Genomic DNA, 22,584 nt, shown 5'->3' with positions numbered 1-22,584 from the left:
GACGCCGGCCGGGAACCGGGGGCCGACCGCGGTACCGGCCACACGGAACTGTGCACCGAGATCTGCCGGAACGTCGAGCACGGGCAGCGCGGTCGCCAGACGGGGCGCCGACTGTGCTTCGGGCCGGACCCTGTCCCGGAACAACACGCCGGTGTCGACGGTGACCCGGTTGACGAACAGTTGACCCACCGCCGCCAACAGGGCGCGCAGCCCGCCGGGCGGAGGGTCGGTGGCCAGCGCAAGGCACGGGCGGCCGTGCAGGATGTCCCGGACGAAGCCGGTCAGCCGCGCGGCGGGTCCCACCTCGAGGAAGATGCGCAGCCCCGCCTCGTACATGTGTTGCACAGTCTCGGTGAACCGCACCCGACTGGCCCACTGTCGCCCGGCAAGATCACGGATCTCCTCCGGTTCGTTCGGGAACGGCGCCGCCGAGCAGGCCGACCAGACCGGTACGGCGGCGGGGCCGACGTCCAAGGAACCCAGATGCTCACGGACCCGGTCGGCGAAGGGCGCGAATCCCCCGGTGTGGTAGGCACGTTCGAAGGGCAGCCGCTCGCAGACGGCACCGCCGGCGGACAGGGCCGCCTCGGCGGCGGCGATCGCCCGATCCGAGCCGGACAACACCATCTGGTGGGGGCAGTTGTCCATGGCGATCGTCAGCTCGCCATCGGACGCGGCGATCGCCTGGCTGATCTCGTCGGGGCGCGCTGCGCCGACCGCGAGCAGGCCTGCCGCAGCGATAGACCCGTCATCGCGGCACTGCTCGTAGACCCGGTTGAGCGCCAGCACGTCGCGAACCACCCGGCTGCGGTCGGCCGTGTTCAGCACCCCGCCGGCGATCAGGGCGGACCATTCACCACTGCTGTGCCCGAGGGCAGCATCCGGCCGTATCCCCAGGTGGCCCAGCACCGCGAGCAACCCCTGGCTGGCCGCGAACAGGCTTTCCGGACCGAGGTCCATGCGAGTGAGCAGTACGTCATGATCGGGACCGCCCGGCGGTGGAAAGACCGCCCGCGACGGCCGCAGACCCCGAGGATGATCATCGAACGCCGCATCCATCAGGTCGAACCAGTCGCGGGCCTCGGGCACGGCGACGGTCACCTCGGCCAGCATGCCGGGATAGGGCGACCCTTCACCGGGGAACAGGAACGCGAGCCGGCCGGGTCCCATCGGTTGGTCGGTGTAGTAGATGCCGCGCGGATCGGTGATCTGGTGGCGTGCCGGATCGGCGAGTGCCCTGATGGCAGCATCCAGCAGGGTGCAGAACTCCTCGACCGTCCCGGCGACGATGGCGAGCCGCTCGCCGCCGCCAACGAGCGACTGCGAGGCCAGGGCCGCGTCGGCCGCAACCCGGGTCAGCAGGTCGTCGGTCGCGCCGGGGCGATGGTCCGCGTCGAGGCTTCGGAGGAGTTCCCGGCACCGGTTGATCAGCCTGGCCCGGTCGTCGGCCGCCAGCAGGACGACTTCGGCCGGCCAGCGCAGCATCGGTGGCCGTCGGGCCGGCCGAGTCCCGTCGCGAACCGGGTCGCGGTATTCCTCGAGCACCGCGTGGGCGTTGATGCCGCCGAAGCCGAATGCGTCCACCCCTGCACGCCGCGGCCTGCCGTACGGCTGGACCCAGGGACGCGTACTGGTGTTGAGATAGCACCGGCTGCCGGCAAGCGCCGGGTGCGTCGGACCCTCGTGCAGTGTCGGTGGCAGGACGCGGTGATGGAGCGCCAACGCGGTCTTGATCAGGCCGGCCATCCCGGCGGCCGGCAACAGGTGGCTGATCATGGACTTGACAGTGCCGAGCGCAACGTTGGGCCCGTGCTCGTCGGGTGGGCCGAGCACGGCGGCCAGCGCGTCGAGTTCGGCCTGATCTCCAGCCGGTGTTCCGGTGCCGTGGGCCTCGATCAGCCCGATCGTCGACGGGTCGACACCGGCGCTCTGGTAGGCCCGTTCCAGCGCGAGTCGTTCGCCGTCCACCCGCGGTGCCAGCAGGCCGGACGCCCGGCCGTCGCTGGCGATTCCAACGGCCCGGATGACGGCGTACACCCGATCATGATCACGTTCGGCGGCCTCCAGCCGTTTCAGGACGAGGAAGCCGAGGCCTTCGCCGAGCAGTGTGCCGTCGGCGTCCGCGGAGAACGGCCGGATCCGGCCGGACCGGGAGACGGCCTCCAACTGGCAGAAGATCTGCAGGATCGGCGCCGGTGTCGAGGTGTGCACTCCCCCGCCAACATCACGTCGGACCGGCCGGCCAGCAGCTCGGTCATGGCAAGATCGACGGCGACCAGCGACGACGCACACGCGGCGTCGACGGTGAAGTTCGGGCCCATCAGATCCAGCCGGTTGGCGATCCGGCCGCTCATCACGTTTGGCACCAGGCCCGGCGCCATCCCGGCGTCGAACGGCGGCAGTTCGGCGATCAGGCGTTCCTTCAGCCCGCGCAGCCAGGCCGCATCGTGTTCGGGGTGCAGTTGCTGCAGGATCCGCAGCGTCTGGTCGATCACGACCCCGTGCTGCATGACGTTGCCGAAACCGCGGTTGATGTAGGTGCCGTGGCCGATGATCACCCCGGTTCGGCTGCGGTCAGCGCCGGCCAGGTCGGCGTCCTCGAGTGCGGCCTGGGCAACCCGGAGCGCGAGATACTGGTCGGGTTCGCCGCCGTCGACCGAGGACGGCATCACCCCGTAGGACAACGGGTCGAAGGTCGCGAGCTCGCCGAGCCAGCCGCCACGGCTGGTGTAGACGCGATCGTTGTCGGCCGACGACGGGTCGAGGTAGCGATCGGCATGCCAGTCGGCGGGCGGCTCCCCGATCGCGTCGACACCGGCAACGATGTTGCTCCAGTAGCTGTCGACATCGGGCGCACCGGGAAAGATGCACGCCATGCCGACGATGGCGACCGGCTCGTTCGCCACGTTCATGATCGACTCCCGGCTGCTGTCATCGCTTCCCGGTCGGTGGGGTGATCAGCGGACTCGAGCCAGGGCCCGCGACCGATCAGCACATGGGAGCTCGGTGTGGTCTGATCAACTTCCTCCAGGAACGCCGCAACACCGGCCTCGGGATCGATCACCTCGATGCCCCGCTGCTGGAACTGCCGGCGGATCTCCTCGGTGGCCATTCCCGAGCCGTCCCAGGGGCCGAAGCTGATCGATGTCACCCGGCACGGCCAGGCCGCATCCCACTGGACGGCCAGCCCGTCCAGCACGCGGTTGGCGGCCGCGTAGGCTGCCTGGCCGGGATTGCCGAACCAGCCCGCGACCGAGGTGATCATCAGCAGCCGGCGCAGGGAGTCCTTCCGGATCGCCGCGGCCAGATTCCGGGCGCCGGTGATCTTGGTCCGCAGAACGCGATCGATCTGCTCCGGAGTCAGTTCGGCGATCAGGTGATCGGCCAGCACTCCGGCGCCGTGTACAACGATGTCCAGCCGACCGTGTCGCTGACAGATTCCGTCGATCACGGCAGCAACCGCCTGCCCGTCGGTGACGTCGAGTTCCACGTACTCCGCCGGGATGCCGGCAGCTGTGAGTCGATCAAGGTTGTCCAACACCTCACGTCGCCGCTCCCACCGGACCGCTCTGCGTTCCAGCTGAGCGGCGGTGGGCAGCTCTCCCGTTGTCGCCAGCCGACGGGCGAGTCCGGCCCGCAGCGTGTCGCCGGTAACCGTGCCGAGGTCGGCGGCGACCTGCTCAACGACCGGATCCGAGGCCAGTGCGGTCCGTCCGGCGAGCACCAGCTGCGCCGTACCGCGACGTCCGAGACCCTCGGCGAGTCGGGCGGTGATGCCCCGGGCTCCGCCGGTGAGCAGGACGACAGAATCCCGGATCAGCGAATGGCCGTTCCTCGCCTGCGGCACCTGCCGGAACTGCGTTGTTGTCCGGCGCGGTCGGTGATCGCCGGTTCGTCCGTTGGTGGCGGGACCGCCGGCCCGATCCGGGTAGCGGATCTCGGCAGCGGTCGCCGGGTCACCGCATTCGGCATACAGCAGGTCGGAGAGCTGTTCGGTGCCGATGGTCGGCCCGAGATGGACGGTACAGACCCGGACCCCCGGGCATTCCGCGGACAGCGTGACCAGGAATCCGGCCACGGCGGCAGCCACCGGTGTCCCGTCGGGCACGGCGGCGAGCACGAAGGCGAGGTCTGCCATCGACGGCGCAAGACTCCCGGCCGCCGCGGCCAGAGACTGCACGACTGCCGTCTCGGCATCGTCCTCGACATCAGCCTCGGCGTCCAGATCGGCGAGGAAGAGTAGTCCGGCCGGTGGCCCGCCGAGCCGATCCCGGGCCGACGCGCACGCGGTCCGCAGGATGGCGGGGTCGGTGACGCTGATGATCTGGGTCGCAGTGTCCCGGTCGGCGAAGCCGCGCGCCACCGCGGCTGCGGCCAGGGTGCTGCCACGGTCGATGATCAGCACCGATCCGGCGGGCCGCAGCTCGGCGACGGCCGGCCGCAGTTGCGTCGCCTCCGCCACCAGCCGGGGCAGGTCCGCAGCGGGGGCTCGGTCACCGCTCGTCTGCAGTGCGGCTGTCTGCACTGCCGGCAGCTGCTGTGGTTCCGGCTGCTGCGGATCCGGCTGCTGTGGTTCTGGCTGCTGCGGGTCTGGCTGCTGCGGGTCTGGCTGCTGCGGATCCGGCTGCTGTCCTGCCGACTGATGCAGTGTCACCCTCTCCAACGCCTCGGCGAGCTCGGAGAGGGTCCGAACGCTGCGCACCGAACCGGCGGTGGTGGCATCCGATCCACCGAGATCACGCAGCAGTGCGCCGACGACCTCTGTGCGCTTGATCGAATCGATGCCCAGATCGCCTTCCAGGTCCAGGTCGTCATTGAGCAGTTCCTCGGGATACCCGGTTCGTTCGGCCAGCAGTCGTCGCAGTCGAGGCAGGATCGGTCCCGGGTCGACGGCGTGATCATCCACCGCGTCCGGGACGCCGACGTCGGACCGGTGGTCGACATCATGTTCATGGTTCATCACCGCGGCGTGATCTTCGTCCGACACGGTCGAGGGTCGGGAAAGGTATTGCATCATGACATCGCGGGAGGTTGTCAGGAACCTGTCCATCACCCGCTGGAAGTCCTGTACCACCTGCGACGCCCCGTCGCCGTCCGGTCCGACCGTGAGCAGTTCGCGCCGGTCGAGGTCGGCGCTCCGGTCGACAGCCGGGAGGCTGCTCACCAGCTGCGATCCCAGGTTCGGCGGCTGCGATATCCGAGCTGACGATGATGCTCGGTCCACGGTCGGTTCGGGCGTAGCCAAGTGCTGCTCCGCCACGTAAGGGACCGGTTCGACCGGCGAGGCCGACGTGTGCAGCGGCCGGGCACCGGCGCCGTTGACCAGCCAACTGGTCTGGGACGGCCGGGGCACCGCGGCAAGCACGTCGTCGACGCTGCCCGGCGGTTCCGTGTCCCGGTCGAATGACTGCCAGTGCACCGGCACCCCGTGGCACCACAGCCGGCCGAGGGCGCCGAGGAATCCCCGTACGCCTCCGTCGACGGCGACCGCCAGGTGTTCCCGGTCGCCGAGGATCTGGTCGACCAGCCCGGTCAACACCGAACCCGGACCCACCTCGACGAAGACGCGGCTGCCGTCCGCGTACATCGCCTCGATCTCCTCGGCGAACCGCACCGGGCGCAGCAGGTGTTCGGACAACATCGCCCGGACGTCGGTGCCGGCATAGCTGCTCGCGGTGGCGTTGGCGTACACCGTGATCATCGACCCGTCGGGCGCGGTGCCGCCCGGCGCAAGTGTGTCGGCGACGCCTACGTCTGCCAGATTAACCTCGGCCAGGGCCGCGCTGAAAGCCTCGGCCGCCGGCGCAACCAGCGGCGAGTGGAAGGCGGCGGCAACGTTCAGCTTCCGGCAGTCGATGCCGGCGCCGGCCAATCTCCGCTCGGCCTCCTCCAGCCCCGCGACCGTGCCAGACAGCACCGTCTGGCGCGGCGAGTTTCGATTGCTCAACCACACCTCGTCGAGCCGATCCGGACCGGCATCCAGCAGCTCACGGACCTGCTCCGCCGCGGCCGGGACGGCGAGCATCGAACCACCGCCGCCGAGCTCGGCTATGCAGCGGCCGCGCAGCTCCGAGATCCGATACAGCGAGTCCTCGTCGAACACTCCGGCAGCCCACAGCGCGGGGTATTCGCCATAGCTGTGGCCGGCCGCGGCCCTCGGCCGTATCCCGTGGTCGGCAAGCAGCCGGGTGAGGCCGACCGCCGCGGCGCCCAGTGCCGGCTGCGCGAAACGGGTCGCCCGCAGCTCGGCCTCGGCCGTCCGACGCTCCTGCTCGGTGAACGTGTCGACCGGCTGGACGACCTCGACGAGCCGTTTCGGCAGGATCCCGTCAAGTATGTCTGATGCCCGCTCCAGTGCGGCCCGGACAGGTTCCGCGTGGATCGCGAGTTCACCAAACATTCCGGCCCGCTGGGACCCCTGCCCCGGGTAGAGGAACGCGATCGGTCCGGCATCGAGAGCCGGGCACCACCATGCGCCGGGCAGGTTCACCGGGCCGGTGGCGATCATCGGTCTGACCTGCCGCAGACGGGTCGTCAGTTCGTCGAGATCGGCGACGATCACGGCCAGCCGGCCGCCACGCCCGGCCGCGGCACGGTCGCGGGCCTGAGCGCGGGTGGCAGCCGCCAATGTCGACAGCCGCGGCACGGCCGACGGGTGGTTCTCTCGCCGTTCCAGCTGGTGCAGAAGATGATCAACTGCCGCGGACACCTCTGCGGCGTCGCCGGACCAGAGGAAGACCTCGGCCGGCAACACCCCGGCGTCACGGACCGGGTCCGGGTCGTACTCCTGCAGCACCGCATGGAAGTTGGTGCCCCCGAATCCGAACGCGCTGACCGCGGCCCGGCGGGGCGTCGTCGAGCGGTACCAGGGCCGCGCCCTGGTGTTGACGTAGAACGGGCTGCTCGGGAAGCCGGCGTCCGGATTGGGTTCCTCGACGCCGATCGTCGGTGGCAGGGTCCGATGATGCAGCGCCTTGCTGATCTTGATCAGCCCGGCAAGTCCGGCAGCGCACTTGGTGTGCCCGATCATCGACTTCACCGAACCGATCGCACACCTGCGCTGCGGGGCACCGGCCGCCTCGAACACCGATCGCAAAGTCTGCACCTCGGCGCGATCGCCGGCGACAGTCCCTGTTCCGTGAGCCTCGACCAGGCCGACCGATCCCGGCGAGAATCCGGCTGCGGCGTACGCGCGGCGTAAGGCTCTGGCCTGTCCCTCGGGCCGCGGCGCGGTCAGGCCGAGTGCCCGACCGTCGCTGGATCCGCCCATTCCACGCAGCACGGCATAGATCCGGTCACCGTCCCGCTCCGCATCGGCCAACCGTTTCATGATCACCACCGCGACGCCCTCGCTGATCGCGATGCCGTCGGCGTTCTTGTCGAACGGCCGGCAGCGTCCACTCGGACTCAGCGCGTGGGTCTTGGCGAAGGCCAGGTAGCCGAAGGAGTTCTGCATGGTGTCCACGCCGCCGACAACGACGACGTCGCTGGTCCCGACATCCAGTTCGCGGCAGCCGATCTCCAATGCGGCAAGGGATGATGCACAGGCAGCGTCGACCGTCAAATTGATCCCGCCGAAGTCGAACCGGTTGGCGATCCGTCCGGCGGTGACGTTGACCAGGACACCGGGAAAACTGTCCTCGGTCCACTCGGGCAGCCTGCTCGCCAGTTCGTCGGGCACGCCGCCGAGCAGTCCAGGCAACGCCGACCGGACCGCGTACCGCTGGCCGAGCTCGGAGACCCCGCCGCCGGCACCGAAGATCACCGACGTCGTCTCCCGCGGTAGTCCGCCTCCGGCGTAACCGGCATCGGCCACGGCCTCTCGGACCGCGTGCAGGGCCAGCAGTTGCATGCTTTCGATGTACGGCAGGGAGTTCGGCGGCATGCCGAAATCCAGCGGGTCGAAGATCACATCGGAGAGGAACCCGCCCCATCTGCTGTAGGTGTGGTCCGGTGCGGTCGGGTCGGCGTCGAAGTACCGGTCCGGATCCCAGCGGTCCCGCGGGACCTCGGTGACCGCGTCGACGCCGGCGAGGATGTTCGCCCAGTAGTGGTCGAGGTCCGGTGCCCCCGGCAGCACACAGGACATGCCGATGATCGCGTATCCGTCGGCGCCGTGCCGGGCCGCCTGTTGATCGTGCCGTTCCCGCTGATCTTGTGGACCCGTTTCCTGATCTTGGTGCTGGTCGCGGTCGAGGCGCCGGCGCGCCGCCCGCAGGCTCGCCTCGGCGCCCGCCGACACGTCCTGGTGCAGTTGGGCACAGGTCGTCGTCGCGTCGCGCAGTGCCGCTGCCTGGCCCATCATGTACAGGCCCTCCGCGCGTTGCACAGCGGGTGGCACCGGTTCCGGGCCGTCGGCACCGTGCTTGAGTCCCTTGCTTGCGATGCGCAGCCGGCCGAGGTTGAACTGCTCGAGCGCATCGAGCACCTCGCCCGGTCCTCGATCGTCCGCCCGCAGCCGTTCGGCTTCGGCGTGGAAGGCGTCGACGATCGGTGTGACGGCGCACCGGGTCAGATAGCCGCGTCCGGATTCCAGCAGCGCGGTGCCGAGGCAGTCGAGAGCCTCGTGCTGGAAGTCGTGGGTCACCGCCCCGGTTGCGACGATCTCGGTCGTCGCCAGGTACGCCGTACCCATCAGCACCCCGATCGCCGCTCCGGCCTCGACCAGCGGCGCCGCCAACGCTGCGACCGCCGCAGCCGAGATGCCGTCGGTGATCCCGCCGGCGAACAGCACACGAACGTCGGACAGATCGAGCTCCGAGCCGGCCTGCAGCAGTTCGCTGATCATGGTGTCCCACAGCACGAAGCTGCTTCGCGGCCCGACGTGGCCGCCGCATTCGCTGCCCTCGAAGACGAAACGGCGGGCGCCGGCAGCGAGAAACAACCGCAGCAGTCCGGGCGACGGGACGTGCAGATAGGTCGGGATGCCGGCCGACTCCAGCTGTCTGGCCTGGTCCGGGTGCCCACCGGCGATCAGAGCGTACGGCGGCCGGTGCCGGATGATCACCTCCAGTTGTGCGGCGCGCAGCCGGTCCGGCACGAAGCCGAGTATGCCGACACCCCAGGGCCGGTCGCCGAGTTCGGCCGCTGTTCGGGCCAGGAGTTCATCCACGACAGGGGCGGGTGACAGTGCCAACGCCAGGTACGGCAGTGCGCCCGCGTCGGCGACGGCGCGGGCGAACTCCGGCGTGTCGCTGACCCGGGTCATCGGCCCCTGGACGATCGGATAACGCGTTCCGTGCAGCCGGGCCAGCGCGGTCTGCTCGACCAGCGTGCCGGCTCGCGCGGCAGTCGCGACCTGATCGCCGACGGCATCTCTGATTCCCTGCACCAGGCGGCCGACCGTCGGGAAACGGCCGGCGAGTCCGGCGGCCAGGCCGATGTCCTGCCCGGCCATCACCGGCGACCCGACGTCGAGGCCGACGTCGAGGCCGACGTCTGGGCCGGCTTCGGAAAGCAACGCTGCATCAACGAACTGTTGGCCGGGTGGTCCTGCCGGCGGAAACAGCCGGATGTGACGCCGTCCCTGGTGAAGGTTGATCGTCTCGCTGCCGTCGGATTGCTCGAACCGTCGACGCAGCGCGGCAGGAGTGGGAGCCTCCCGGGTAAGCAGCAGCTGGGCGTCGAGCACCACGCCGGCGGCTCCCAGCACATAGGCGGCTGCCGCCGAATGCAGTCCGATCCCGCCCCGCGCGATCACCGGAAGCGGAGTCAGCCTGGCCAGATGCTGCAGCAGTACGAAGCTGTTCTCGTCGCCGGTCCACCCGCCGGCCTCGGCGCCGACCGCCACCAGAGCGTCGGCTTCCAGCAGCTCGGCCCGGCGCAGATCGTCGAGGCCGGTCACCTCGACCAGGATCCGGCCGCCCGCAGCCCGCCAGGCATCGATCACCGCAGGCCAGCCGTCCCCTACCGGATGATCACCCGAATGATCGCGTGGCAGATCGTCGACAAGATCATCCGCCGGCGACACCACCAGGGTCGGCACCGACTGCTCGGGAATCTCCGAGCCGGCGAGGAGAGCGAGCACCGAGGAGGCTCGGTACGGCTCGTTGGTCCGGATCCCCCAGCCTCCCGAGGGTTGCTGCTGCAGTCTGCGAACAGCCGACATCTGGTCCCGGCGCAGCTCGCCGATCCCCGGATGGGTCAGATCCAGGATTCCCGTTGCCCCGGCACGACGAGCCGCGATCGGTATCTCCGGCGTGACCCGAGCCATCACGGGCGAGACACAGACGATTTCGAACGACGGTATGCAGAGACCAGGCATTCCACACTTCCTGTCGTCGGCGCAACCTCTCGGTCCGACCTCTCCTCACCTTCGGCCGGAGGGTGTCACAACATCGTCACGGCGGCCGTTCCGCCGCCCTGCACGGCAACACCACCCGCCGGTCGCCGGCCACGTCATGATCAATGCCGGTGATCCGCCAGTGATTGCCACGTGACGCCTGGCGAGGGAACTTCGTGGCGCACCGGACAGTCGAACCGACCGAGGGGGAATCGGCGATGTCAGCGATCGAAGTGGATGAGCACCTCGACACCGATCCGCTCCACCGCATGACGATGATCACCGACACCGGCACGCTCCGGGTCGCTCCCGACACCGGTTCGTCGGTCCGGGCCGGCCGTGGCACGGTCGACGGCCGGTCGATCGTGCTCTTCGCCTCCGATCCGCGGCGGTCCGGCGGCGCACTCGGCGAAGACGATGCCGACGTCATCGTCGGCGCGATCGGCGAAGCGGTCGGTGATCATGCGCCGGTTGTGGGGATCTGGCAGTCGGGCGGGGCCCGACTGCAGGACGGCACGTCATCGTTGCACGGGATGGGCCGGGTCTTCCGGGCCATCGTCACCGCGGACGTTCCCCCTGGTCTCGGTGGTGCTCGGCCCGGCGGCGGGCGGCGCGGCGTACGGCCCGGCACTGACCGACTTCGTGGTCAGCGGTCCCGACGCCAGGATCTTCGTGACCGGGCCGGATGTCGTACGGCGGGTGACCGGCGAGCAGGTCGACGCGGCGGGACTCGGCGGACCGGAACTGCACACAGTGCGCAGTGGGGTGCTGCATGCCGGCGAGCCCAGCGATGCCGCGGCGCTGGACTACGCTCGGCGACTCGTCGGCCTGCTCGGGGCCAGGTCACGCGCCCATCCGGTGATCATCGAACCGGATCCGCGGCCGGCGCTGGTGGTCCCGCCGTCGCCGCGCCAGGTGTACGACATGCATGCGCTGGTGGCTGTGCTGCTCGATCAGCATTCGCCGTTCGTCGAGTTGCACCGCCGCTGGGCGCCGAACATGATCACCGGATTGGGCCGGCTGGGCGGCCGCACCGTCGGCGTACTGGCCAACAACCCTTGCCAGCTGGCCGGTTGCCTGGATTGTGCCGCCTCGGAGAAGTCCGCGGCGTTCGTCGCCAAATGCACCGCGCTCGGCATCCCGCTGGTGGTGCTCGTCGACGTTCCGGGCTATCTGCCAGGACTGGAACAGGAATCCGGTGGTGTGGTCACCCGCGGCGCACGGCTGCTGCATGCCTTCGCGTTGGCCGATGTTCCCCGGGTCACGGTGATCATCCGCAAGGCCTACGGCGGCGCGTTCATCGCCATGAACTCCAAGTCCCTCGGCGCGACCGCGGTCTATGCCTGGCCGGGTGCAGAGGTCGGTGTGATGTATCCCTCGGGCGCCATCGACATCCTGCACCGCCGGGAACTCGCGGCCACGCCGCCGCAGCACCGCGACGCGTTACGCGCCGCGCTGGCGCAGCGCTACGTGCACGGCGCCGGCGGGCTGCGGCGTGCGCTGTCCTGCGGCCATGTCGACGAGATCATCGAGCCATCGCGTACCCGGCAGGTTCTTTCGGCAGCATTGGGCTGATCGGGCTGGTCGGTTCGCGGGCGGCGTCGGTCCGTGCTGCCCGGTCGGTTGCCTGCTCTGTCACCTGGTTGATCGCCTGGTTGATCGCCCGGTTCATCGTCTGGTTGTGGTCCCGGCGATGGCCGTTGGGGATCATCCGGCGGAACCGCTCCGACGGGCGAACACCCAGCTCACGGGCGAAGACCCGGGCGCACAAGTGGTACTGCCGGACGGCCTCGGAGACGTTGCCCTGCGCCAGATGCACCGCTGCGACCAGCATGTGGGTCCGCTCGTCCAGTGGCTCTGCACTGATCGCGGCCAGTGCCAGGTCCAGCGCTTCGGGCAGATAACGGTCCTCCATCAGTCGTGTCGCGGCCGCCCGCAGCGCCTCGACCCGGATGGTCACCAGGCGTTCGCGGTGGAACATCACCCAGTCGTCGTACCAGCCCGGGAGCAGATCGACGCAGGACCGGAACATGCCCAGTACTGAGCCGTCGAGCAGGTCGGCGGACGCCATCCGACGACCGGGGTCGAGCACCAGCCGGGACGCGGCGACCAGGTTCTTGACGTCGACGTCGGCGATCAGCCGGAGCTCGAAGTCCGCATCCTGGGCGACGACACCGGGACATGCCCGATTGAGCCGCCAGACCGTCGTCCGCAGCGCCGCCAACGCCTTGTCATGATCAACACCGGGCCAAAGGGTTCGGCTCAGCTCGGTCCGCGGGACAGGTTTCTCACCGAGTCCGAGCAGAGCCACCAACCGCTGCGTGCTGTGTGGCAGAACGATGTCCTGGTCCTCGACGACGCAACGGAATCCGTCGAGCAGCCGAACATCGGCACGATGACCGCCCGATCCGGGCGGGTGAACTGGCTGTGAAGACGCGAGATCGTACACAACTCCCCCGAGGCGCTTCGTTGGATATGGGTGGGTGGGGGGTCCCGCGCGACCACCCGGCTGCCAGAACCGGTACGACCGTCGTACCGGCCTCGGGGTTTGTGGGCGCCGTCGCGGAGGCCACATTTCAACGCTAGTGGCTATCAGCCTTCCCGTCTGCGGTTGGTGGTTCGCCGAGAGGCGGATTTCTTCGCCGTCCCGGATCTGCCGGTGTTGCGGCGTGTTGTCCCGCCAGTCCGACCGGCGGTGGATCTCTTGGCAGTGCTCTTCCTTGCGCTCCCTCGTCCTGTGCTCTTGCTCGCTGTGCTCTTCTTCGCTGTGCTCTTCTTCGCTGTGCTCTTGCTCGCCGCGCTCTTCTTGGCCGTGCCCCGGTTAGCGGTGCTCTTCTTGGTGGCGCCCCGGGCGGCCGTCGACTTGCCGGCGGACTGGCCGGTGCGATTCCGCCCATCCTGTTGTCCGGAGCCGCCACGGCCGCTCCCGCCGAGTGAATCCGAAAGCCAGCGGCGGCCGCTGACATCACCTTCACCGATGTCGTAACCGCTCTCGCCCGCCCGGTTCAGACGGGAGGCCCGCCGCGCACCCGGCGGGCGCCGGGTCAGTCTTCCCGGACCGTTCAGCCGACCCCGGCCGCCGCGCACCGGTCGTCGTCCGCCCGGACCGCCCAGGTCGACATCCCCGGTGTCATAGGCGCCCTCCTCGTCATCCTCCTCGTCATCCTCCTCGGCGTCCTCGTCGGTCTGCCCGTCATCGGTCTGATCGTCGGCCTCGTCGTCGCTGTCGTCGCTGTCGCTGTCGTCACTATCGCTGTCGTCACTGTCGCTGTCGTCTGCTTCGGCCGAACCCCGACCGCGACGGGAGTCCCGCCGACGGCCCCGGCGGTCCTCGTCGACCGAGTCGGGGTCATAGCCGCGAGGATCTGCGCCGAGTTCGTCCAACCGCTCGAGCACCCGCTCGTCGAAGTCGTCGACCTGGGTCGACCAGCGTTGCAGCAGCTGTCGCCTGACCTGTAGTCCGGCGTGCAGCCGCCGGAGGCGTTGCTGACCGCCCAGCTCGAGCCACAGCGGCCGGGAACCGCGGACCGGGCGGCGCCCGCCGCGACGGGTGCGCCGTGACTGCCGCCCTCCACCGAATCGACGATTGTTCGCCATGGCTGCCACTCCTCACTCCTCATCCGGTACGAGTCAGACCGGGATCCCGACCTCTGCCCACGCCTCTCGCACTGCATCGCCGGCATCGGTGCCTGGGAACAGCGCCTCGGCCTGATGCGCAGTGACCATCGCGAACCCGCGGAACTGCGTGGTCCGCCGGATCCACGGACTGGTCAGGGTTGCGTACCAGATCAGCCCCGCCCCCTCCCATGCGAATCCGCCGATGTTCGTGGCAGCCAGGTAGAAGGCATGATTGGGGATGCCGGAATTGATGTGCACGCCCCCGTTGTCGTCGATGCCGCGGACGTAGTGGTCCATGTCGGCCGGCTGCGGATCCTTGCCGAGGACCGGGTCGTCGTAGGCGGTGCCGGGTGCACTCATCGACCGCAACGCCACACCTTGGACCTCGGGCGTGAAGAGACCCTCGCCGATCAGCCAATCGGCCTGGTCGGCCTTCTGGTCGTTGACGTATTGCTTGACCATGGACCCGAAGACGTCGGACACCGATTCGTTGAGGGCGCCGGACTGCGCCCAATAGATCAGCCCCGCCTCGTTGTCGGTCACGCCGTGGGTCAACTCGTGACCGATGACGTCGACACACTTGGTGAAACGCTCGAAGATCTCCTGGTCGCCGTCTCCGAACACCATCCTCCGCCCGTCCCAGAAGGCGTTGTCGTAGTCGACGCTGTAGTGCACGGACCCGTCGAGGGCCATGCCGTTGCCGTCGATGGAGTCGCGTTCGTACGCGTCCAGGTAGAAGTCCCAGGTGTCGGAGATGTACTGCCACGCCTCGTCGACGGCGACATCACCGGTCGGCGGATCCTGTTCTCCGCGCACCCGGCGTCCCGGCAACCGGGTGCCGTGCTCGGCGTCGTACACGGTGACCTGCTTGACCGGAGCCAGCCCGGCCAGTCCGAGCGGGCGGGCACCCGGCGGCCTGATCGGCTGCGAACCGACCCGCGCCGTACGGATCGACTGGTCGGCCGACAGCGAGGCCAGAGCTGCCGCCCGTTGCCGGCGACTCCCGTTCAGCGCGATGTTCGTCAGGATGTGCGGAGGCAGGACGCCGTGTCGGCACACGGACTGACGGTTCATGATCAATCCCCTCCACTCGTTGTGTCCGCTGGAAATCCACGGATGGCAGCGCTGCCGGCCCGACCGAGCCGACCCGGCAACGCATCCCGACCGGTTATCGAAGACCGGTCATCGCCTCGCCATGCCGAGCCGGCGTACGCCGCGGCCACGGCCCTGGCCGAATCCCTGCCGGCCCGCGCCCTGCCTGCCCATACCCTGTCTCCGAAGCCCCTGGCCGCGGCGCATCGGTCGGCCTGCCCCGAAACCGCGCCGGCCCATTCCTCCGCCGCCCATCGCTCCCTGACGTCCCAGCTGTTGGCCGCCGAGTCCACGCCGTTGGCCAAGAGCGCCACCGCCACGCCCGCCGCCGGCAAGACCGCGACGACCCATCCGTTGACCCAGCCCCTGTTGGCCGAATCCCCTACGCCCACGGGCCAGGCCACGCCTGCCGCCGGCAAGTCCTCGGCGGCCACCGGCCAGTCCACGCCGCCCGCCGGCCCTGATGCCGGCCCGACCGCGGCCTCCACGCATTCCATACGGCATGATCGGTCTCCTTCCGGGTTGAATGCCGACTCAAGTCAACCTCGGGCACCATCACCCCGACGTGACCGATCGATCGCCATCCGATCACCGATCCGTGACCGGCGCGTCACCGTTGAATCATCACGGCGTCACCGGCGATCCGGTGGGGGACCGGCCTTGATCACGGTCCGGCCCGGGAACCGTCGATCACCGGCCGCATCAGGTCGATCATCAGTTCCGACGGCTCCAATCCCAGGTCCTGCCGCAGCAACTGGGCACAGACCTCGAACTGCCGCAGCGCCTCGGCCAGATTGCCCTCGGCGAGATGGATCCTGATCACCTCCCGATGGGCACTCTCCCGGAGCGGCGCGACGCCGACCGCGACCATGCCCACCTCGAGTGCCTCCGCGAACCGGCCCAGCTCGGCCAGGTTCCTGGTCATCGCCTCCAGGGCGTGCACCCGCATCTGCCGCAGCCGCTCCCGCTCCAGCAGCACCCAGTCCTCGTACCAACCCGGCAACAGATCGCCCCACAACCAATCGGGCAACGAGCCGACGTCGATGGCCTGCGACGGCGCGTCCGACGGATCGGTCCTCGTCCCCCGGGTCGCCGACAGCAGGTCGGCGAAAAGCCCACGCAGTTCCCGTACGTCGACCACCACGTCATCGGCCACGGCCAACGTCTCACCGCTGCTCACCAGCAGATCCGGGCAGAGCCGGGAGACCCGCCAGATCGTGGAGCGCAGACTGCCCTGGGCGTGCTGATCGGTGACCTCCGGCCAGAGCGTACCGGCGACGTAGGTCCTGCTGACGTGATCGTTCAGGCTGACGAACGCGACCAGCCGCTGGGCCGACGCGGGCATCTGCACCGTCTGCGGACCATGGGTGATCTTCCATCCGCCGAGCAATGTCAACCGGTAGCCTCCGGCCGGTGTGTCCGCCATCGCCGCTCCCAGGCAGAGAGTCTGACCGCACCCTTCGTCACCATTGTGTGAGAGAGCCGTCACCAGCGCGTCACGACCCGGCGAAGGTGGCCCGGCTCGGTGACGGTTCGAAGACGCCCGCGATCTACTCTGGCCGGATGGACCCCGGAGGCCGTCGCCGAACGGCCGTCATGGTGATCAAGGTCTGGCTGGAGCAGGACGGCGAGCGATCGTTCCTCGCCAGGATCACCGAGTCTACCGATCTCGGTGAGGCCGGCCCGGCGGTGACGACCTGCGGCGACCCGGAACAGCTCCTGCAGCACATCGAGGAATGGTTGCGGGAACTGACCTGACCGCGGCGAAGCCGGGTCGGTCAGATGCGACGGTCAGCTCGGACGGTCCCCAGACGGGTCGGCGTCGCCGATCGCCCAGCCGGCCGTGGCCATCCTGGTGATCAGTACTTCTGCCTGGTCCGGTGCGACCGCAAGGGCCAGATAGCCGATCTGCCGATCCGGGTCGTGCTGGATGGACAGATCCTCGACGTTGACGCCCGCCTCGGCGACGTCGGCGAACAGCCGCGACAGTGACCCCGGCGCATCCGGGATCTCGACGACGAGTTGCCGATATTGAACCGGCGCTGCCCCATGCTTGCCCGGGATTCGGCGGGTGCCCGCCACCCCCCGCTCAAGATGGGACCGGGCGCCGGTCGTCCCGTCGCTCTCGATCGCAGCGATCAACGTATCAAGTTGTCGTTGTACGGCGCGCAGCTCGGGCAGAACGGCAGCCGAATTGGCACCGAGGATCTGTTCCCAGAGACCCGGGTCGCTGCCGGCGATCCGGGTCACATCGCGCAGACCCTGCCCGGCCAGCTGCAGCTGGTCGGTGGGCACCTCGTTGAGGTGGCCGGCCATCAGCACCGACATCAGGTGTGGCAGATGGGACACCCGGGCCACCGCGGAATCGTGCACGTCGACGTCCATGATCACGGCGTGGGCACCACAGACCGCGACGAGATCACCGACGGTGCTGGTGGCGGACGCCGAGGACTTGCGGTGCGGGGTGATCACCCAGGTCCGATCGGTGAACAGATCGGCCCGGGCGGTCAGCGGTCCGCTGAACTGGGATCCGGCCATCGGGTGCGAGCCGACGTAGCGGGTGACGTCACCGCCGCTGTCCCACAGCGCGTTCAGGACGCCGGCCTTCACCGAACCGACGTCGGTGACGGTGGCCTGCCCGAACCTGGTCAGGGCGTCGATGATCACGCCGGCCAGCGCGGCCGGCGGTACGGCGACCACGACCAGCACGACCTCGTCCGGATCGGCAGGGGCGGTGGTTCCGGCGCCGATGCCCGCCGCGACCTGGGCGTGCGAGGCGTTGCGATCCTCCAGATGTACCCGGTGGCCGGCCTTGCTCAACGCGCAGCCGACGGAGGCTCCCACCAACCCGGCGCCGATCACGACGGCGGGTGAGACACTCACTGCCCGGCGCCTCGATCACTGTCGTCGGGCGCCGCGTCGGTGCCCTCGCTCGCGGTCCGCTCGGTCGGCTCGGCCGCCGCGGGCTCCGAGCCGGCGCCGAGGAGTTCGGCGAGCCGAGTACCGGAGATCCGGCGGAACTTCCGGGGCTGGCTGCGGGTGCGGTCGAGGATCGCCACTTCGAGCGCGTCGACGCCGAGTTCCCGCTGCTCGCCACCGTCGGAGCCCAGGGCACGCACCGCGAGCCGGATCGCATCGGCCAGCCCAAGGCCGGGAGCATACTGCTCGCCCACGACGTGGGCGATGGCCTCGGCCGATCCGCCCATCACGGCGAAGTTGTCCTCGTCCTGGACCGACCCGTCGTAGGTCAGCCGGTAGATCTGGTCCTGGTCGGCGGTCTCGCCGAGCTCGGCGACGATCAGCTCGACCTCGTACGGCTTCTCCGCGCCGGAGGAGAAGATGGTGCCGAGCAACTGGGCGTACGCATTGGCCAGCGCTCGGCCGGTGACGTCGCTGCGGTCATAGCTGTAGCCGCGGAAATCGGCATGCCGGATGCCGGCGATCCGCAGATTCTCGAACTCGTTGTAGCGGCCGACCGCGGCGAAGCCGATCCGGTCGTAGATCTCACTCACCTTGTGCAGGGCCTGGGATCGGTTCTCGGCGACGAAGAGGATCCCGTCGGCGTAATCCAGGACGATCACCGACCGGCCTCGCGCGATGCCCTTCCGCGCATAGTCGGCCCGGTCCTTCATCTGTTGCTCGGGCGCGACGTAGAACGGCATCGACATCTGGAGATCCCCTTTCCGGATCGGACGCAGGCTCAGCGGGAGCTGCGGGTCAACCTTACGAGAACACCGCACCCACGCGGTGGCGAGCGGTCACCCGTCCGCCGAACGGAACGGCCGGCGTCAGACGACGGGTGCCTCCGGCCCATCAGGCCGGCTGCGGCGCGCCGTGACGATCTGATCGACGAACTCCCCGATCCGGTCGTCGCCGACGCGTTCGGCGCCGTCTGCACTCGCCGTCCAGACCACGGGATAGATCCGCCGGGCGAGATCCGGGCCACCGGTCGCCGAATCGTCCTCGGCTGCGTCATAGAGGCCCTGCAGTGCGGCGATGACCGCCTGATCGGCGGAGAAGTCGCCCCGGTAGAGCTTCTTGATCGAGCCGCGGGCGAAGATCGAACCGGAGCCGATGGCGTGGTACGCCCGCTCCTCGTAGCGTCCGCCGACCGGATCGTAGGAGAAGATCCGGCCACGGCTCTCGGTGTCGTCCCAGCCGGCGAACAACGGCACGACCGCCAGGCCCTGCATCGCCAGACCCAGATTCTGCCGAAGGATGGTCGACAGCCGGTTCGCCTTGCCGATCGTCGACAGCGGAGCGCCCTCGATCTTCTCGTAGTGCTCGAGCTCCAGCTGGAACAGGCCGATCAGCTCGATGCCGACACCGGCCGCGCCGGCGATGCCGATCAGGGAATGCTCGTCGGCCGCGAAGACCTTCTGGATGTCGTTCTGGGCGATCATGTTGCCCGCGGTGGCCCGGCGGTCACCCGCCATCACCACACCTCCGTCATAACACAGGGCGACGATCGTCGTCGCCTGCGCGGTGAGGTGGCTCGCGCCACCCGGCGACGCGCCGGTGGCCGGCCCGCCGGCGGCGAGGCGCGCCCCGGGCAACGTCTCGGGTGCGATCAACCGGACGAACTCGGTGAACGAAGACGTGCCCGCCCGCAGATAGGTGCTGGAAAGGCCGATCAGGTCTCGACTGTCGGTCATCGGTGGATCACTGACCACCTTTCTGAACGAATGAACGAACGAATTCCTCGGCGTTGGTCTCCAGCACGTCGTCGATCTCGTCCAGCAGCGAATCGACCTCGGAGTCCAGCTCCGGCTTCTTGGCACCGCCGAGCGCTGCCTCACTCGTCTCGAGTTCCTCGGTGTCGTCGTCGCGACTGTGCGAACGCCGCCCCTTCTGCTCTGACTCGGCCATCATCGCTCCTCTCCAGTCCGGTGAAGACTGTTCCCGGCCGGATACTCCGGCCGGGATACCTCAAGCGTAGTTCGCCCCGGAGCAGTACCGCACCACGATTGCGAATACGACGCGCCGGAAGGCACACAATACGCGACCGGGCTGCGCTGCGACGCCGATGATCCGAGACCGCTCAGGAGCCTACGAAGTCCAGCAGGGCGCGGTTCACCTCGTCGGCATGGGTCCACAACAGGCCGTGCGGAGCCCCCTCGACCTCGACGTAGGTCGCGGCCGGAACCAGCTTGGCGAAGCGTCGGGCGGAGGCATCGATGGGCAGGATGTTGTCGGCCGTGCCATGCAGGATGAGAACGGGTTTGCCGCTGGCTTCGACCGCGGCGACGTCGGCGCGGAAGTCCTCGATCCAGCTCGGCACCACCGCGTAGGCCGCGACCGGGGCCGACCTGGTCGCGGTGTTCTGGTTCGCGGTGACCACCTCCTGGCTGATCCGGCTGCCGAGATTCTCGTCCAGGTTGTAGAAGTTCTTGTAGAACTGGGTGAACCAGGCGTACCGGTCGGCCTTGGCGGCGGCGATGATGTCGTCGAACACGTTCTGCGGGACGCCCTCGGGATTGTCGTCGCGCTGCACCAGGTACGGTTCCAGCGACGCCAGGAAGGCAAGCTTGGCGATCCGGTCGTGGCCGTGGTTCTTCACATAACGGGCGAGTTCGCCGGTGCCCATCGAGAAGCCGACCAAGATCACGTCGGACAGGTCGAGGGTCTGAAGGACCGCGTTCAGGTCGGCGGCGAAGGTGTCGTAGTCGTATCCGTCGCTGACCTTGCTGGACTGGCCGAAGCCGCGGCGGTCGTAGGTGATCACCCGATAGCCGGCCGCCAGTAGTTCGCTGGTCTGTTTCTCCCAGCTGTGGCCGTCCAGCGGGTAGCCGTGGATCAGGACGACCGGCTGCCCGGATCCGTGATCTTCGTAGTAGAGCTCGATCGGCGTGCTGTTCTGATCGCCGACGGTGATCAGGCCCATTGCGTCGTTCCCTCCTCCGCTGCAGCGGGTGGTGCGTGCAGTTGATCTTGTACGGACTTCAAGGATAGGCGCAGATCCGAGGACGCGGGGACGAACGGCGGGCCGGCGGCTCAGTCCGCGGGCCGGCCGAGACCGAGCGCTGTGAACAGCTCCTCGACCGTCTCACTGCGGTCGACCAGCTCCTTGACCTGGGCGCTGGTGCCGCGCAGCGGGTCCAACAGCGGAATCCGTTGCAGGGCAGGCCATCCGGGCACATCGAGGATCACCGAATCCCACGAGGCGGCAACCACCGCCGGGGAGAACTTCTCCATCATCCGGCCGCGGAAATAGGCCCGGGTGTCGGTCGGCGGCTGCAGCCGGGCGTTCTGGATCTGATCATCGTCGACAAGCCGCCGCATTTTGCCACGGGCGGTCAACGCCTGGAAAAGGCTTCGCCGCGGATCGACATCGGCGTACTGCAGATCGATCAAGGACAGCTTCGCCGCATCCCAGCCGAGCCCGTCCCGCTGGCGGTAGGACTCCAACAGCTTGAGCTTGGCGACCCAGTCCAGCTGATCAGCCAGTTGCATCGGATCGTTGCGCAGCGTGTCCAGCACATGCTGCCACCGCTCAAGGATGTCCTGCCACTCGGTGATCATCGCCTCGGTGGTTCCCGCCTCGCCGACGTTCTGCTCACCGACCCACTTGCGGCAGGCGACCAGGTACGCCTCCTGGACGTCGACGGCGGTCAACTGCCGCCCGTCGGCGAGTTCCAGCACGGTGCCGACCTGCACGTCGTGACTGACCTGTTGCAGGGCCGCCACCGGATGCTGCAACCGAAGATCATCGCCCAGCGTCCCGGCCTCGATCACGTGCAGTGCGAGCGCCGCCGTGCCGACCTTGAGATAGGTGGAGATCTCGGAGAGATTGGCGTCCCCGGTGATCACGTGCAGCCGCCGGTAGCGGCCCGCGTCGGCGTGCGGCTCGTCCCGGGTGTTGATGATCGGCCGGTTCAGGGTGGTCTCCAGCCCGACCTCCGCCTCGAAGAAGTCGGCACGCTGGCTGAGCTGGAACCCCGGGGTCTCGCTGCTCTGGCCGACTCCGACCCGTCCGGCGCCGGTGAAAACCTGCCGGGTCACCAGGAACGGGCTGAACTGCCGGATGATCCGGTCGAACGGCGTCCGCCGGTCCAGCAGGTAGTTCTCGTGGGTGCCGTATGAGACGCCTTTGCCGTCGGTGTTGTTCTTGTACAGCCGGATCGGTCGGCCCAGCCGGCGCGCCGCCTCCTGGCCGGCGATCGCCATGATCAGGTCCCCGGCCCGGTCGTAGCGGACCACATCGAGGGCGCTGGTCACCTCGGGGCCGGAGTATTCCGGGTGAGCGTGATCGACGTACAGCCGGGCGCCGTTGGTCAGGATCACGTTGGCCATGCCGAGGTCGCTGTCGGTCAGTTGGTCGGGATGCGCCTGGTCCCGGGTGACCTCGTACCCCCGGATGTCGCGCAGCGGCGTCTCGGACTCGTAGTCCCAACCGGCCTCCCGTCCGGACACCGATCCGTACGCCTTGACCACATGGTTGGAGAGCTGCATCGGGTGCAGCTCCTCCCCCGCCGGCTCGCCGAGCGCCGAGATCCCGTACTCCGTCTCGATCCCGAGCACCCTGCGGTTGCTGACATCAGCCATACCACGAGCCTAGTTGGCCGCGGGCCGCCGACGGCGGAACGCCGGTA

13 protein-coding genes and 2 pseudogenes are annotated in these 22,584 nt (G+C 69.0%); 2 read left to right on the top strand and 13 right to left on the bottom strand.

All coding sequences use genetic code 11. The features are described from left to right. Positions 1-267: 267 nt before the first annotated feature. Positions 268-2,876 (bottom strand): annotated as a pseudogene (locus GJV80_RS23720) (beta-ketoacyl synthase N-terminal-like domain-containing protein); the annotation flags it as partial. A 32-nt stretch (positions 2,877-2,908) separates the two neighbouring features. Beyond that, a complete protein-coding gene (locus GJV80_RS05985) occupies positions 2,909-10,213 on the bottom strand; it encodes a type I polyketide synthase (protein ID WP_195909184.1) in 7,305 nt (2,434 codons plus the stop codon). Between the two features lie 287 nt (positions 10,214-10,500). Here GJV80_RS05985 and GJV80_RS05980 point away from each other — a divergent pair. Beyond that, positions 10,501-11,857 (top strand): annotated as a pseudogene (locus tag GJV80_RS05980) (acyl-CoA carboxylase subunit beta). On the opposite strand, the gene GJV80_RS05975 reads toward GJV80_RS05980, so the two are convergent. The 5 genes from GJV80_RS05975 to GJV80_RS05955 form a co-directional block, all read right to left on the bottom strand. Then, on the bottom strand, positions 11,808-12,593 hold the full coding sequence (locus GJV80_RS05975) for a bacterial transcriptional activator domain-containing protein (protein ID WP_195909183.1): 786 nt from the start codon (positions 12,591-12,593) through the stop codon (positions 11,808-11,810). The pseudogene GJV80_RS05980 and the gene GJV80_RS05975 overlap by 50 nt on opposite strands. Before the next feature lie 281 nt (positions 12,594-12,874). Further along, on the bottom strand, positions 12,875-13,879 hold the full coding sequence (locus tag GJV80_RS05970) for a hypothetical protein (RefSeq protein ID WP_154687107.1): 1,005 nt from the start codon (positions 13,877-13,879) through the stop codon (positions 12,875-12,877). A 33-nt stretch (positions 13,880-13,912) separates the two neighbouring features. Further along, positions 13,913-14,974: a M4 family metallopeptidase gene (locus GJV80_RS05965; RefSeq protein WP_154687106.1), complete on the bottom strand. Its 1,062-nt coding sequence runs from the start codon at positions 14,972-14,974 to the stop codon at positions 13,913-13,915. A gap of 108 nt (positions 14,975-15,082) precedes the next feature. Then, a complete protein-coding gene (locus GJV80_RS05960; protein ID WP_154687105.1) occupies positions 15,083-15,496 on the bottom strand; it encodes a hypothetical protein in 414 nt (137 codons plus the stop codon). A 160-nt stretch (positions 15,497-15,656) separates the two neighbouring features. After that, positions 15,657-16,418: a bacterial transcriptional activator domain-containing protein gene (locus GJV80_RS05955; RefSeq protein WP_154687104.1), complete on the bottom strand. Its 762-nt coding sequence runs from the start codon at positions 16,416-16,418 to the stop codon at positions 15,657-15,659. 137 nt (positions 16,419-16,555) lie between these two features. On the opposite strand from GJV80_RS05955, the gene GJV80_RS05950 reads away from it, so the two are divergent. After that, positions 16,556-16,750: a hypothetical protein gene (locus GJV80_RS05950; RefSeq protein ID WP_154687103.1), complete on the top strand. Its 195-nt coding sequence runs from the start codon at positions 16,556-16,558 to the stop codon at positions 16,748-16,750. 33 nt (positions 16,751-16,783) lie between these two features. On the opposite strand, the gene GJV80_RS05945 is transcribed toward GJV80_RS05950, so the two are convergent. From GJV80_RS05945 to dop, 6 genes are all read right to left on the bottom strand, one after another. Next, entirely contained in the window at positions 16,784-17,875 is a 1,092-nt protein-coding gene (locus GJV80_RS05945) for a prephenate dehydrogenase (RefSeq protein WP_154687102.1), read from the bottom strand. Next, positions 17,872-18,660 carry a proteasome subunit alpha gene (prcA, locus tag GJV80_RS05940; protein ID WP_154687101.1) on the bottom strand — a complete coding sequence of 263 codons (789 nt, stop codon included), beginning with the start codon at positions 18,658-18,660 and terminating at the stop codon, positions 17,872-17,874. The genes GJV80_RS05945 and prcA overlap by 4 nt, the downstream gene beginning before the upstream one ends. A 120-nt stretch (positions 18,661-18,780) precedes the next feature. Next, positions 18,781-19,647: a proteasome subunit beta gene (gene prcB, locus GJV80_RS05935; RefSeq protein ID WP_154687100.1), complete on the bottom strand. Its 867-nt coding sequence runs from the start codon at positions 19,645-19,647 to the stop codon at positions 18,781-18,783. A gap of 7 nt (positions 19,648-19,654) precedes the next feature. Continuing rightward, a complete protein-coding gene (locus GJV80_RS05930) occupies positions 19,655-19,861 on the bottom strand; it encodes a ubiquitin-like protein Pup (protein WP_154687099.1) in 207 nt (68 codons plus the stop codon). 172 nt (positions 19,862-20,033) lie between these two features. Next, positions 20,034-20,876: an alpha/beta fold hydrolase gene (locus tag GJV80_RS05925; protein ID WP_154687098.1), complete on the bottom strand. Its 843-nt coding sequence runs from the start codon at positions 20,874-20,876 to the stop codon at positions 20,034-20,036. A gap of 110 nt (positions 20,877-20,986) precedes the next feature. After that, on the bottom strand, positions 20,987-22,537 hold the full coding sequence (dop, locus tag GJV80_RS05920) for a depupylase/deamidase Dop (RefSeq protein WP_154687097.1): 1,551 nt from the start codon (positions 22,535-22,537) through the stop codon (positions 20,987-20,989). Between the last annotated feature and the right edge of the window lie 47 nt (positions 22,538-22,584).

This window comes from Microlunatus sp. Gsoil 973 (assembly GCF_009707365.1).
In the GTDB taxonomy this organism is placed as follows: domain Bacteria; phylum Actinomycetota; class Actinomycetes; order Propionibacteriales; family Propionibacteriaceae; genus Microlunatus.
Note: the sequence above shows the minus strand (reverse complement) of the source record. Positions and strands in the feature narration are given on the sequence as shown.

Excerpts from the sequence above, each read along its gene's own strand:
- GJV80_RS05985 (WP_195909184.1), bottom strand. The coding sequence starts at position 10,213 with ATGGCTCGGGTCACGCCGGAGATACCGATCGCGGCTCGTCGTGCCGGG.
- GJV80_RS05970 (WP_154687107.1), bottom strand. The coding sequence starts at position 13,879 with ATGGCGAACAATCGTCGATTCGGTGGAGGGCGGCAGTCACGGCGCACC.
- GJV80_RS05965 (WP_154687106.1), bottom strand. The coding sequence starts at position 14,974 with ATGAACCGTCAGTCCGTGTGCCGACACGGCGTCCTGCCTCCGCACATC.
- GJV80_RS05960 (WP_154687105.1), bottom strand. The coding sequence starts at position 15,496 with ATGCCGTATGGAATGCGTGGAGGCCGCGGTCGGGCCGGCATCAGGGCC.
- GJV80_RS05955 (WP_154687104.1), bottom strand. The coding sequence starts at position 16,418 with ATGGCGGACACACCGGCCGGAGGCTACCGGTTGACATTGCTCGGCGGA.
- GJV80_RS05950 (WP_154687103.1), top strand. The coding sequence starts at position 16,556 with ATGGACCCCGGAGGCCGTCGCCGAACGGCCGTCATGGTGATCAAGGTC.
- prcA (WP_154687101.1), bottom strand. The coding sequence starts at position 18,660 with ATGTCGATGCCGTTCTACGTCGCGCCCGAGCAACAGATGAAGGACCGG.
- prcB (WP_154687100.1), bottom strand. The coding sequence starts at position 19,647 with ATGACCGACAGTCGAGACCTGATCGGCCTTTCCAGCACCTATCTGCGG.
- GJV80_RS05930 (WP_154687099.1), bottom strand. The coding sequence starts at position 19,861 with ATGGCCGAGTCAGAGCAGAAGGGGCGGCGTTCGCACAGTCGCGACGAC.
- GJV80_RS05925 (WP_154687098.1), bottom strand. The coding sequence starts at position 20,876 with ATGGGCCTGATCACCGTCGGCGATCAGAACAGCACGCCGATCGAGCTC.
- dop (WP_154687097.1), bottom strand. The coding sequence starts at position 22,537 with ATGGCTGATGTCAGCAACCGCAGGGTGCTCGGGATCGAGACGGAGTAC.